The organism is Streptomyces sp. NPDC093261, assembly GCF_044753645.1.
Classification (GTDB): Bacteria; Actinomycetota; Actinomycetes; order Streptomycetales; family Streptomycetaceae; genus Streptomyces.
The window spans coordinates 189615-202865 of sequence record NZ_JBIVNO010000006.1; the positions used below are offsets into that span (position 1 = coordinate 189615).

General features: G+C 70.7%; 9 protein-coding genes. 6 read left to right on the top strand and 3 right to left on the bottom strand.

Annotation, left to right across the window (positions count from 1 at the left end):
- Nucleotides 1-124 precede the first annotated feature (124 nt).
- Entirely contained in the window at nt 125-913 is a 789-nt protein-coding gene (locus ACIP94_RS16330; RefSeq protein ID WP_402425417.1) for a protein phosphatase 2C domain-containing protein, read from the top strand.
- Between the two features lie 16 nt (nt 914-929).
- Here ACIP94_RS16330 and ACIP94_RS16335 read toward each other — a convergent pair whose 3' ends face one another.
- Nucleotides 930-1532 (bottom strand): MarR family winged helix-turn-helix transcriptional regulator, encoded by a 603-nt coding sequence (locus ACIP94_RS16335; protein ID WP_402425419.1) that lies wholly within the window; start codon nt 1530-1532, stop codon nt 930-932.
- 278 nt (nt 1533-1810) lie between these two features.
- Between ACIP94_RS16335 and ACIP94_RS16340 the strand changes: the two genes are divergently transcribed.
- On the top strand, nt 1811-2632 hold the full coding sequence (locus tag ACIP94_RS16340; protein WP_402425421.1) for a lysozyme: 822 nt from the start codon (nt 1811-1813) through the stop codon (nt 2630-2632).
- A 127-nt stretch (nt 2633-2759) separates the two neighbouring features.
- On the opposite strand, the gene lon is transcribed toward ACIP94_RS16340, so the two are convergent.
- Nucleotides 2760-5177 carry an endopeptidase La gene (gene lon / locus ACIP94_RS16345; RefSeq protein WP_402425423.1) on the bottom strand — a complete coding sequence of 806 codons (2418 nt, stop codon included), beginning with the start codon at nt 5175-5177 and terminating at the stop codon, nt 2760-2762.
- Nucleotides 5178-5433: 256 nt separating this feature from the next.
- Complete coding sequence (locus tag ACIP94_RS16350; RefSeq protein ID WP_402425426.1) at nt 5434-6225, bottom strand: rhomboid-like protein; 792 nt, start codon at nt 6223-6225, stop codon at nt 5434-5436.
- Between the two features lie 203 nt (nt 6226-6428).
- Here ACIP94_RS16350 and ACIP94_RS16355 point away from each other — a divergent pair, with 203 nt between their 5' ends.
- The 4 genes from ACIP94_RS16355 to ACIP94_RS16370 all read left to right on the top strand — a co-directional run bounded on the left by ACIP94_RS16355 (nt 6429) and on the right by ACIP94_RS16370 (nt 13149).
- Nucleotides 6429-7115, top strand: a complete 687-nt coding sequence (locus ACIP94_RS16355; RefSeq protein WP_402425429.1) for a spermidine synthase — start codon at nt 6429-6431, stop codon at nt 7113-7115.
- Nucleotides 7116-7226: 111 nt separating this feature from the next.
- Nucleotides 7227-7964 (top strand): response regulator transcription factor, encoded by a 738-nt coding sequence (locus ACIP94_RS16360; protein ID WP_402425432.1) that lies wholly within the window; start codon nt 7227-7229, stop codon nt 7962-7964.
- Nucleotides 7961-9067: an ATP-binding protein gene (locus ACIP94_RS16365; protein ID WP_402425434.1), complete on the top strand. Its 1107-nt coding sequence runs from the start codon at nt 7961-7963 to the stop codon at nt 9065-9067. Before ACIP94_RS16360 ends, ACIP94_RS16365 begins: the two co-directional genes overlap by 4 nt.
- A gap of 281 nt (nt 9068-9348) precedes the next feature.
- Entirely contained in the window at nt 9349-13149 is a 3801-nt protein-coding gene (locus ACIP94_RS16370; protein WP_402425436.1) for a multifunctional oxoglutarate decarboxylase/oxoglutarate dehydrogenase thiamine pyrophosphate-binding subunit/dihydrolipoyllysine-residue succinyltransferase subunit, read from the top strand.
- Nucleotides 13150-13251: the final 102 nt, after the last annotated feature.

The window sequence follows — 13251 nt, forward strand, 5'->3', positions numbered from 1 at the left end:
CCACGCTTCACCGGAGTCGATCATTCCATGTCAAAACAGGCGCCTGACCTGGTCGACCGCGCCGATTCCGCAGTCGTTGGCGGCCTTTCGTGGACCTTGTGAAGGGCTGGTGCAGACTGGCCGGATGCGGATGGAACTGATTTCCGAGCCCGGCGACGCGGCCCGTCCCAACGAGGACTTCGCCGCACTCTCCGTTCCGGCTTCAGGACAGGGCGGAGCGCTGGTCGTACTGGACGGAGTGACACCGCCGAAGGGCGACGACGGGTGTCTTCATTCGGTCCCCTGGTTCTGCGCACAGCTCGGCGGCGCGCTGACCGAACTGTCCGTTTCCCGGCGGGATCTGACACTGGCGGAGGTCCTGGCGGAGGCACTCCGCCGTACCGCCGAGGCCCACGCGGCCACCTGTGACCTTTCTCACCCACGCACCCCGCAGGCGACCGTGGTCCTCGGCCGCTGGTCCGAGGCCACGGTGGAGTACCTGGTCCTCTCGGACTCGGCGCTGCTGGCCGAGGCCCCCGACGGCACGGTCACCGCCCTGCTGGACGACCGGCTCGACCGCGTACCGCGCGCCTCGCTGGCCTCGGACGCGATCGCGGACGCCACGGTCCGCAACAAGGAGGGCGGCTTCTTCACGGCGGCCGCCGACCCCTCGGTCTCGGCCCGGGCGGTGACTGGGGAGCTTCCGCGCTCGGCGGTGCGCACCCTCGTCGCCCTGACGGACGGCGCGACCCGCTGGACGGAGAAGTTCCGCCAGGGCGACTGGACGGACCTGTTCACCCTCGTGCGCAAGGAGGGGGCGGAGGCGCTCGTGGAGCGCGTACGGGCCCTGGAGGACGCCGACCGGGAGCGGCGGGCGCACCTGGGCCGCAGCAAGACGCATGACGACGCGACGGTGGTGTACGTGGGCCTGTGAGGCGGCCCGGAGCCTTCTACTTCTCCATGCCCCGGTTCAACTGGTTCAGCAGCCGGGCCAGTTCGGCGACCTCGCGCTGGTCCCAGTGGGCGAGCTGGCGCACATAGCGGGCGCGACGGGCCTCGCGGACCCGGCCGACGCGGCTGCGGCCCTCCTCGGTGAGGTGGACCAGCCAGGCACGGCCGTCGGCCGGGTCGGGCTCCCGGGCGACCAGGCCGAGGTCCTCCAGGGCGCGCAACTGGCGGGACATCGTGGCCTTGCCGACACCGATGTAGGCGGCGAGTTCCGTGGCGCGCTGGCGGCCGCACTCGTCGAGGCGTACGAGAAGGCCGTAGGCCGCGGACTCCAGATCGGGGTGGACCTCGCGGGCCATCTCGCCCTGGCTGGCGCGGGCGCGCCGCAGAAACACGGTCAGCTCGCGCTCCAGCGACAGGAACTCCTGGTCCGCTCGGCCGCCGGGCTCCTGGGCCCCCGCCTGCGCATCGAGGGTGCCGAGCCCCTCGCCAACGGCACCCGCGGCATCGGCGCCACCGGCGGTGGGTGCCCCGGTGCGGTCCACACCACTGCCCGACACGCCGGATTCGACCGGACGCTCCTCGCCGTTTGAGTCCTCGTGCACGTCAGCACCCCTGCCCCGGTTACCCGATCCTGAAAGTTTCTGCCAAACTTCGCCATTGCCGCAGCTCCGCCAGTATTTCGCAGGCGTAGACCAACGGCAGCCCCCGGCTTCCCTTCCCAGCCCCCGGTCTACGTGCGTAGCTTCCCTCTCAGGCAATGACTGGCATGCCCGCGCCATCGAGCGGCGGGGCGATCACGCCCCGCACCCCCACGCATCCCGGCAGGGGCCTGCCCGAGCGATCCCCCACCGAGCTCCACCGAGTCCTTCGGAGACACGTCATGCCCGTGCACAGATCCGGACCCGTCCGATCCCCGCGCCGCCTGTTCGCGGCCGGAATCCTGCTCGCCGCGTTCTCCCTCCTGTTCACCCTCCCGGCCCGCGCCGCCGGCACGCCCGTCCGCGGCAGCGCGTACATGGGGATGGGCGTCCTCGCGCACGACGGCCGCGGCACGGCCCCACAGAGCGCCGCCGTCACCCAGACGGAAGGCGTGGACGTCGCCGGCTACCAGGGCGATGTCGCCTGGACGACCCTGTGGAGCAGCGGGGTCAGATGGGCCTACACCAAGGCGACCGAGGGGACGTACTACACGAACCCGTCCTTCGCCCAGCAGTACAACGGCTCGTACACCGTGGGCATGATCCGGGGCGCGTACCACTTCGCGACCCCCGACACCACGAGCGGCGCCGCCCAGGCGAACTACTTCGTCGACCACGGCGGCGGCTGGTCCAGGGACGGCAGGACGCTGCCGGGCGTGCTCGACATCGAGTGGAACCCGTACGGCGCCGCCTGCTACGGCAAGTCGACGGGCGCGATGACCGCCTGGATCGCCGACTTCCTGAACACCTACCGGGCGCGGACCGGCCGGGACGCCGTGATCTACACGGCCACGAGCTGGTGGACCCAGTGCACCGGCGACTACGCCGGCTTCGCCTCCGCCCACCCGCTGTGGATCGCCCGCTACGCCGCCGACCCGGGCACGCTGCCGGCCGGCTGGGACTACCACACCATGTGGCAGTACACCTCGTCGGGCCCGACCGTCGGCGACCACGACCGGTTCAACGGGGCGCTGGACCGGGTGCAGGCCCTGGCCAACGGCTGACGGTCGTCGGCCGGCCGGCCGGCGACCGCCTCGGCCGGCGGGTGACCGCGGTGCGCGGACGCACCGCAGGGCGAAGGCCCGGGCCTCCCTCACGAAACCCGGGCCTTCGGTCATCCGGAGGCGTCCGTCACGCCGCCACCGGAACCTCCGGCGTCGCGCCGCTGGTGGCCGGGGCGAGCGCCAGCTCCAGGACCTGGCGGACGTCCGTGACGGCGTGGACGTCCAGCTTGTCCAGCACCTCGGCCGGGACATCGTCCAGGTCGGCCTCGTTGCGCTTGGGGATGATGACGGTCGTCACGCCCGCCCGGTGCGCGGCGAGCAGCTTCTGCTTCACCCCACCGATGGGCAGGACGCGGCCGGTCAGCGAGACCTCGCCCGTCATCGCCACGTCCGTGCGGACCAGACGGCCCGACAGGAGCGAGGCCAGCGCGGTCGTCATCGTGATGCCCGCGCTCGGGCCGTCCTTGGGGACCGCGCCCGCCGGGAAGTGGATGTGCACGCCCCGGTCCTTCAGGTCCCCGACGGGCAGCTCCAGTTCGGCACCGTGGGAGCGCAGGAAGCTCAGCGCGATCTGCGCGGACTCCTTCATCACGTCGCCGAGCTGACCGGTGAGGGTCAGGCCCGCCGCGCCCGTCTCCGGGTCGGCCAGCGAAGCCTCCACGTAGAGGACGTCACCGCCGGCGCCGGTGACCGCGAGACCGGTCGCCACGCCCGGGACCGCCGTGCGCCGCTCGGCCGGGTCCTGGGCGGACTCGGGCACGTGGTGCGGGCGCCCGATCAGCCCGCGCAGGTCCTCGTCCCGGACGGCGAAGGGCAGTTCCCTCTCGCCCAGTTCGTGCTGTGCCGCGACCTTGCGGAGCAGCCGGGCGAGGGACCGCTCCAGGTTGCGTACGCCCGCCTCACGGGTGTACTCGCCGGCGAGCTTGCGCAGCGCGCCCTCGTCGATCGTGATCTCGTCCTTGGCCAGGCCCGCCCGCTCCAGCTGACGCGGGAGCAGGTGGTCACGGGCGATGACGACCTTCTCGTCCTCGGTGTAGCCGTCCAGGCGGACGATGTCCATACGGTCGGCCAGCGCCTCGGGGATGGCCTCCAGGACGTTCGCCGTCGCGAGGAAGACCACGTCCGACAGGTCGAGCTCGACCTCCAGGTAGTGGTCCCGGAAGGTGTGGTTCTGCGCCGGGTCCAGTACCTCCAGCAGGGCGGCGGCCGGGTCGCCCCGGAAGTCCGAGCCCACCTTGTCGATCTCGTCGAGCAGGACGACCGGGTTCATCGAGCCGGCCTCCTTGACGGCACGGACGATCCGGCCGGGCAGGGCGCCGACGTACGTACGCCGGTGGCCGCGGATCTCGGCCTCGTCGCGCACGCCGCCGAGGGCGACCCGGACGAACTTGCGCCCCATGGCGTGTGCCACGGACTCGCCGAGGCTGGTCTTGCCCACACCGGGCGGGCCGACGAGCGCGAGCACGGCACCGCCGCGCCGCCCGCCGACGACACCGAGGCCCCGCTCGGCGCGGCGCTTGCGCACCGCCAGGTACTCGGTGATCCGCTCCTTCACGTCCTCCAGGCCCGCGTGCTCGGCGTCCAGGACGGCCTTGGCGCCCCGGATGTCGTACGCGTCCTCGGTGCGCTCGTTCCACGGCAGTTCGAGCACGGTGTCGAGCCAGGTCCGGATCCAGGAGCCCTCGGGCGACTGGTCGCTCGACCGCTCGAGCTTGTCGACCTCCTTGAGGGCGGCCTCACGGACCTTCTCGGGCAGGTCGGCGGCCTCGACCCGGGCCCGGTAGTCGTCGGACTCCTCGCCGTCCTTGGCGTCGCCGTTCAGCTCGCGCAGCTCCTTGCGGACGGCTTCCAGCTGACGGCGCAGCAGGAACTCCCGCTGCTGCTTGTCGACGCCCTCCTGGACGTCCTTGGCGATGGACTCGGCGACGTCCTGCTCGGCGAGATGGTCGCGGAGCTGCTGGGTGGCGAGCCTGAGCCGGGCGACCGGGTCGGCGGTCTCCAGCAGCTCCACCTTCTGCTCGGGGGTCAGGAAGGGCGAGTAACCGGAGTTGTCGGCGAGCGCGGAGACGTCGTCGATGGCCTGGACGCGGTCCACGACCTGCCAGGCACCGCGCTTCTTCAGCCAGCTCGTGGCGAGCGCCTTGTACTCCTTGACGAGTTCGGTGACATGGCCGGGCACCGGGTCCGGCACGCTCTCGTCCATCCTGGTGCCCTCGACCCACAGCGCCGCACCCGGACCGGTGGTCCCGGCGCCGATCCGCACGCGGCTCCGGCCGCGGATCAGGGCACCCGGGTCACCGTCGGCGAGCCTGCCGACCTGCTCGACCGTGCCCAGCACACCGGTGGTGGCGTAGGTGCCGTCGATCCGGGGCACGAGCAGGACCCTGGGCTTTCCGGGCTCCGACCTGGCGGCCGCCTGGGCGGCTTCCACCGCCGCGCGCACCTCGGAGTCACTCAGGTCCAGCGGAACCACCATGCCGGGCAGCACGACCTCGCCATCGAGCGGCAGTACAGGCAGGGTGAGCGATGTGGGCATCGAAGCCATGATCTCCCCTTCGGCAGTCAACTTGAGCTATGCCGACTCAATGCTCGGCGCGATCCCATTGTTCCCCCACAGCTGTTCGCTCTGAGCGATCACGTGGTGGCCTGCGTCACTCCGGGCGTTGGGCAGGGGCGGAAGTGCGGGCGCGTCAGCCGGAGGCGCGTTGCCGGCCGGGCGCGGTCGGGGGCGCCGTGGTCCGGGCTCGTGAGGTCCGGCGAGGTGAGGTCCGGGCTCGTGAGGTGGCAGGTGACGCGAAGGGTCAGCCGTGGGCGCGGGCGCCCTGACGGGCCGTCCGCTGCCACCGCCGCACCCATGGCCAGGTCCCGATGCCGATCGCCAGGGACAGCAGATGACCCCAGTTGCTCAGCGGGTCCGTGAACTGGATCAGATCGGCGAGCAGTATCCCGCCGAACACGGTGAGCACCGCCCGCCGCGGCCACGGCGGCAGCAGCCCCGCCAGCGCGCCGAGGCCGGCCGCGACACCGAAGCTGATGCCGTAGTCGAGGCGGTGCAGCGAACTGCCGGGCAGATGGCCGGCCAGTACCGCCAGGCCGACCGGGATCTCGGTGGCCAGGGTGGCGAGAACATGGCCGAGCAGGAAGACGAAGGCGGTGCGCCGGCCGCCGATCCGCCGCTCCAGCGCCGGCAGCACCAGCAGGAAGACGAGCGCGTACGACGAGGTGAGGCCGCCCGCGATCCACAGCGCGCTGGCGACCAGCACCAGCACCGGGCTGCGCACCAGATGGACGACGTCGGTGCTGGACTCCTGGTACAGGCTGTGCACCAGCGAGGGGTCGGCGTAGCGGGCGAACAGCGACGTCACGACGAGGACGGCCGCGTATCCGAGGGTGAAGGGCGTGTCCGCGGGGGTCGGCAGGAGCCCCAGGGCACGCGCTCCCGGGCGGGCGGCGGGGGCGTAGGCCGGGATCCGGGGGGGTGTCGGGGCGACGGGGAGCGGTGCCGTGCGCTGGCGGGGCATGCCGTCGAGCAGGGGCGTACCCGTCCCGGGGGCCGTGACCATGGCGTCAGCCGCCGAGACCGTGCGTTCCAAGGTGGGGGGCTCCTTCCGTCACGCCCCACCCTTCGTGCCGCCCGGGCCGCTGTCTATGACCGACGCCACCGCCGGCCCCTATTCAAAGCAACTTCTCAGGTCTGTTCTGCGTCCGAGGGGCATATCCGAACATGGATGCGCATCTACGGCGACACCGGAAAACCTCTCGTCCTCGGCACTCCCGCGCCGCCACAATGTGACCCATGCCTCATCCGTACGACATCCATGAGATCCCCGAAGTCGTGGACCGTCGCGAGGGCCCGCACGGCGAGGTGGTGCTGCGCCGCCACGGTGAGCTGCTCCAGATCATCGCCAACGGCTGTTTCCTCATGGACACCTCCGACGGACGCTCGGAGCGGCTGCTCGTGGACGCCGCGTACCGGGCACTGGAGGGACGCCCGGAGCCAAGCCTGCTGATCGGCGGACTCGGTGTCGGTTTCTCGCTCGCACACGCGGCGGCGGACCCGCGCTGGGGAGGCATCACGGTGGTCGAGCGCGAGCGCGCCATCATCGACTGGCACCTCGACGGGCCCCTGGCCGCGCTGTCCGCACCCGCGCTCGCCGACCCGCGCACCCACGTGCTGGAGGCCGATCTCGTCTCCTATCTGTGTGAGACATCCGCCACGTACGACGCGCTGTGCCTCGATATCGACAACGGACCCGACTGGACGGTCTCGGAGGACAACGACAGCCTGTACTCGGCGGCCGGACTGGCAAGCTGCGCCCGGGTGTTGAGGCCCGGCGGGGTACTGGCGGTGTGGTCCGCCCAGCCCTCTCCGGATTTTGAAGGAACCCTCTGGAATGCCGGGTTCCGGCAGGTGCATACCGAAGAGGTCCCCGTTGCCCGGGGCGTTCCCGACGTCGTGCACCTGGCTGTCCGACCTGGATAGCCGACCGGCGGTAACTCCCCGTACCCTGCTTCCCTGACGCGGATCATTCAAGCGTCAAGCGCAGTCATGGGATCACCCCACTGATTCCGGAAAGCAACTCAGGGGCGGGCGATGGAGCAGACACACACCTCGCACAACGGCACGACGGCGACCCCGGGCGCGCAGCGCCGGGTTCTGGTGGTCGAGGACGACCCAACGATCGTCGACGCCATCGCCGCCCGGCTGCGCGCGGAGGGATTCCTCGTGCAAACGGCCGGCGACGGTCCAGCGGCGGTCGACACGGCCGAGGCTTGGCAGCCGGACCTGCTGATTCTCGACATCATGCTGCCGGGCTTCGACGGCCTGGAGGTCTGCCGTCGTGTGCAGGCACAGCGCCCGGTGCCGGTACTGATGCTCACCGCGCGCGACGACGAGACGGACATGCTGGTCGGCCTCGGCGTCGGCGCCGACGACTACATGACCAAGCCGTTCTCGATGCGTGAGCTGGCGGCACGGGTGCACGTGCTGCTGCGGCGGATGGAGCGGGCCGCGCTGGCCGCCGCCACACCCCGCAGCGGCATCCTGCGCCTCGGCGAACTGGAGATCGACCACGCCCAGCGGCGGGTCCGGGTGCGCAGTGAGGACGTCCACCTCACCCCCACCGAGTTCGATCTGCTCGTCTGCCTGGCCAACACACCGCGCGCGGTGCTCTCCCGGGAGCAGCTGCTCGCGGAGGTCTGGGACTGGGCGGACGCCTCCGGCACCCGCACCGTGGACAGCCACATCAAGGCCCTGCGGCGGAAGATCGGCGCGGAACGCATCCGCACGGTGCACGGGGTGGGCTACGCCCTGGAGACCCCGACGCCATGAGCGACGGGCCGGCCGCGCGGAGGAGCCCCGGGGAGCCCTGGGGCGGCGTACGCCCGTTCTCGGTCAAGACCAAGCTGGGCACCCTGGTCGTCATCTCGGTACTGATCACCACGGGCCTGCTGCTGATCGCGGTGCGCACCGAGACCGAGCTGCGCTTCATCACGGTCTTCTCGATGATCGCCACCCTGCTGATCACACAGTTCGTGGCGCACTCGCTCACGGCGCCGCTGGACGAGATGAACGCGGTGGCCCGGTCGATATCGAACGGTGACTACACCCGCCGGGTCCGTGACAACCGCCGGGACGAGCTGGGTGACCTGGCCCACACGATCAATCTGATGGCCGACGAGCTGGAGGCCCAGGACGCCCAGCGCAAGGAGCTGGTGGCGAACGTCTCACATGAGCTGCGCACCCCCATCGCCGGGCTGCGCGCGGTGCTGGAGAACATCGTGGACGGCGTCACGCAGGCCGACCCCGAGACCATGCGCACCGCCCTGAGGCAGACCGAGCGGCTCGGGCGCCTGGTGGAGACCCTGCTGGACCTCTCCCGCCTGGACAACGGCGTCGTCCCGCTGAAGAAGCGCCGCTTCGAGGTGTGGCCGTATCTCTCGGGCGTCCTCAAGGAGGCCCAGATGGTGGCCTCCGCCCGGGCGGGCATCGCCTCGGGCTCCGGCAGCCACACCCGCACGGACGTCCATCTGCACCTCGACGTCTCCCCGCCGGAGCTGACCGCGCACGCGGACCCGGAGCGCATCCACCAGGTCGTCGCCAACCTGATCGACAACGCGGTGAAGCACAGTCCCCCGCACGGCCGGGTGACGGTGAGGGCCCGGCGCGGACCCACCCCGGACTCCCTGGAGCTGGAGGTGCTGGACGAGGGTCCCGGCATCCCGCAGTCGGAGTGGCACCGGGTCTTCGAACGCTTCAACCGCGGCGCCGTCCGCCGGCCGCACGGGCCGGGCAGCGACGGCGGCACGGGCCTGGGCCTGGCGATCGCGCGTTGGGCGGTGGATCTGCACGGTGGCCGGATCGGGGTGGCCGAATCCACACGGGGCTGCCGGATCCAGGTCACCCTTCCGGGAGAGCCATCTCTCCCAAGTTGACGTAAAGTTCGAAGCGGAACGCCAAGATCAACGGATGGACCGGCTGACGGACACGTGTGATCAGGCACAGGCCCGCGAAGCCTCCGTGCCGGGCCCGCGTCGTCGTACCCCTTTTGAAGCGGAACCACGCTTGTTTCCCGCCATTTCCAGGCACGAAACACGCTCTGCGATGTGACTTACGCGACGATGAACCGGCCCGACCTGACCTTCACCCCCCGGGAGGCGTAGCCTTTATTTCCGCTGTCCATAACCTTGTGAAGCGGAAGAGGGCGGTTGCCGCCGTGTCGCCACAGTCCCCCAGTAACTCGAGTGTCTCCACCGACGACCAAGCCGGGAAGAACCCCGCGGCCGCGTTCGGTGCGAACGAGTGGCTCGTCGACGAGATCTATCAGCAGTACCTCCAGGACCCGAATTCGGTAGACCGTGCCTGGTGGGACTTCTTCGCCGACTACAAGCCGGGAGCCCCTGCCTCCCCGGCCACGGCGGGCACTGCGGCCGCGGGGGCCGCAGCGGCCACCACGCAGGCCCAGGCAGCTCCCGCCGCTCCGGCACCGGCCGCCCCGGCCGCGGCACCGCAGGCACCGGCCGCCCCGGCTCCCGCCGCGAAGCCCGCCGCAGCCCCGGCCCAGCCGGCCGCAGCGGCTCCCGCCGCCGCGAAGCCCGCCGCGGCCCCTGCCAAGCCCAGGAAGGACGAGCCCGTGGCCCAGGCGCCCGTGGGTCCCGAGCTGGTGACCCTGCGCGGCCCCTCCGCCGCTGTCGCGAAGAACATGAACGCCTCGCTGGAGCTGCCCACGGCCACGTCCGTGCGCGCGGTCCCGGTGAAGCTGCTCTTCGACAACCGCATCGTCATCAACAACCACCTCAAGCGCGCCCGGGGCGGGAAGATCTCCTTCACGCACCTGATCGGCTACGCGATGGTGCAGGCCATCAAGGCCATGCCGTCGATGAACTGGTCCTTCGCCGAGAAGGACGGCAAGCCGACCCTGGTCAAGCCCGAGCACGTCAACCTCGGCCTCGCCATCGACCTGGTGAAGCCGAACGGTGACCGCCAGCTCGTCGTCGCGGCGATCAAGAAGGCCGAGACGCTCAACTTCTTCGAGTTCTGGCAGGCCTACGAGGACATCGTGCGCCGCGCCCGCGACGGCAAGCTGACGATGGACGACTTCACCGGCGTGACGGTCTCCCTCACCAACCCCGGTGGTCTCGGCACGGTCCACTCGGTGCCGCGCCTGATGCCCGGCCAGTCGGTGATCATGGGCGTCGGCTCCATGGACTACCCGGCGGAGTTCCAGGGCACCTCCCAGGACACCCTGAACAAGCTCGGCATCTCCAAGGTCATGACGCTCACGTCGACCTACGACCACCGGGTGATCCAGGGTGCCGCCTCCGGCGAGTTCCTGCGCATCGTCGCGAACCTCCTGCTCGGCGAGAACGGCTTCTACGACGAGATCTTCGAGGCCCTGCGGATCCCCTACGAGCCGGTCCGCTGGCTCAAGGACATCGACGCCTCGCACGACGACGACGTCACCAAGGCCGCCCGCGTCTTCGAGCTGATCCACTCCTACCGGGTCCGCGGCCACGTCATGGCCGACACCGACCCGCTGGAGTACCGCCAGCGCAAGCACCCCGACCTGGACATCGTCGAGCACGGCCTCACCCTGTGGGACCTGGAGCGCGAGTTCGCCGTCGGCGGCTTCGCCGGCAAGTCGATGATGAAGCTGCGCGACATCCTCGGCGTGCTGCGCGACTCGTACTGCCGCACCACCGGCATCGAGTACATGCACATCCAGGACCCCAAGCAGCGCAAGTGGATCCAGGACCGCGTGGAGCGCCCGCACTCCAAGCCGGAGCGCGAGGAGCAGCTGCGCATCCTGCGCCGGCTGAACGCGGCGGAGGCCTTCGAGACCTTCCTGCAGACCAAGTACGTCGGCCAGAAGCGCTTCTCCCTGGAGGGCGGCGAGTCGGTCATCCCGCTGCTCGACGCCGTGATCGACAGCGCGGCCGAGTCCCGCCTGGACGAGGTCGTCATCGGCATGGCCCACCGCGGCCGGCTGAACGTCCTCGCCAACATCGTCGGCAAGTCCTACGCGCAGATCTTCCGCGAGTTCGAGGGCAACCTCGACCCGAAGTCGATGCACGGCTCCGGTGACGTGAAGTACCACCTGGGCGCCGATGGCACCTTCACGGGCCTGGACGGCGAGCAGATCAAGGTCAGCCTGGTCGCGAACCCCTCCCACCTGGAGGCGGTGGACCCGGTCCTGGAGGGCGTCTCCCGCGCCAAGCAGGACATCATCAACAAGGGCGGCACGGACTTCACGGTCCTGCCGGTGGCGATCCACGGCGACGCGGCCTTCGCGGGCCAGGGCGTGGTGGCCGAGACCCTGAACATGTCGCAGCTGCGCGGCTACCGCACCGGCGGTACGGTCCACGTCGTCATCAACAACCAGGTCGGCTTCACCGCGGCCCCCGAGTCCTCGCGTTCCTCCATGTACGCGACGGACGTGGCCCGCATGATCGAGGCCCCGATCTTCCATGTGAACGGCGACGACCCGGAGGCGGTCGTGCGCGTCGCGCGTCTGGCCTTCGAGTTCCGCCAGGCGTTCAACAAGGACGTGGTGATCGACCTCATCTGCTACCGCCGCCGCGGTCACAACGAGTCGGACAACCCGGCCTTCACCCAGCCGCTGATGTACGACCTGATCGACAAGAAGCGCTCGGTGCGCAAGCTGTACACCGAGTCGCTGATCGGCCGGGGCGACATCACCCTGGAGGAGGCCGAGCAGGCCCTTCAGGACTACCAGGGTCAGCTGGAGAAGGTCTTCACGGAGGTCCGCGAGGCCACGTCGCAGCCGGTCTCGGCCACCTCGCAGGAGCCGCAGGACGGCTTCCCGGTGGCGGTCGACACGGCCGTGTCCGCCGAGGTCGTCAAGCGGATCGCCGAGTCCCAGGTCAACATCCCGGACAGCATCACCGTCCACCCGCGCCTGCTGCCGCAGCTCCAGCGCCGGGCGGCGATGGTCGAGGACGGCACGATCGACTGGGGCATGGGCGAGACGCTCGCGATCGGTTCGCTGCTCCTCGAGGGCGTCCCGGTCCGTCTCTCGGGCCAGGACTCGCGCCGTGGCACCTTCGGCCAGCGCCACGCGGTGATCATCGACCGTGTGACGGGCGAGGACTACACACCGCTCCAGTACCTGTCCGAGGACCAGGCGCGCTACAACGTCTACGACTCCCTGCTCTCCGAGTACGCGGCGATGGGCTTCGAGTACGGCTACTCGCTGGCCCGCCCGAACGCGCTCGTGATGTGGGAGGCCCAGTTCGGCGACTTCGTCAACGGCGCGCAGACGGTCGTGGACGAGTTCATCTCCTCGGCCGAGCAGAAGTGGGGCCAGACGTCCGGCGTCACCCTGCTGCTCCCGCACGGCTACGAGGGCCAGGGCCCGGACCACTCCTCGGCCCGCCCGGAGCGGTTCCTCCAGATCTGCGCCCAGAACAACATGACGGTCGCGATGCCGACCCTGCCGTCGAACTACTTCCACCTCCTGCGCTGGCAGGTGCACAACCCGCACCACAAGCCGCTGGTGGTCTTCACGCCGAAGTCGATGCTGCGCCTCAAGGCCGCCGCGTCCAAGGCCGAGGAGTTCACGACGGGCCGGTTCCGCCCGGTCATCGGCGACGCGTCGGTGGACCCGGCCGCGGTCCGCAAGGTCGTCTTCTGCGCCGGCAAGGTCTACTACGACCTCGAGGCCGAGCGGCAGAAGCGCGGTGTGACGGACACGGCGATCATCCGCCTCGAGCGCCTGTACCCGCTGCCGGGTGCCGAGCTCCAGGCCGAGATCAAGAAGTACCCGAACGCCGAGAAGTACCTGTGGGCCCAGGAGGAGCCGGCGAACCAGGGTGCCTGGCCGTTCATCGCCCTGAACCTCATCGACCACCTGGACCTGGCGGTCGGCGCGGACGTCCCGCCGTCCGAGCGCCTGCGCCGCATCTCCCGTCCGCACAGCTCGTCCCCGGCCGTCGGTTCCGCGAAGCGGCACCAGGCGGAGCAGGAGCAGCTCGTGCGCGAGGTGTTCGAGGCGTAGGGCCGGCGGTCGCGCCAGGGGCCCGCTTCCGAGCTTCGGCTCGGGAGCGGGCCCCTCGGCGTTACGGCCGGTCTCACCCCATCCGGGGCTCGCCTCACGGCA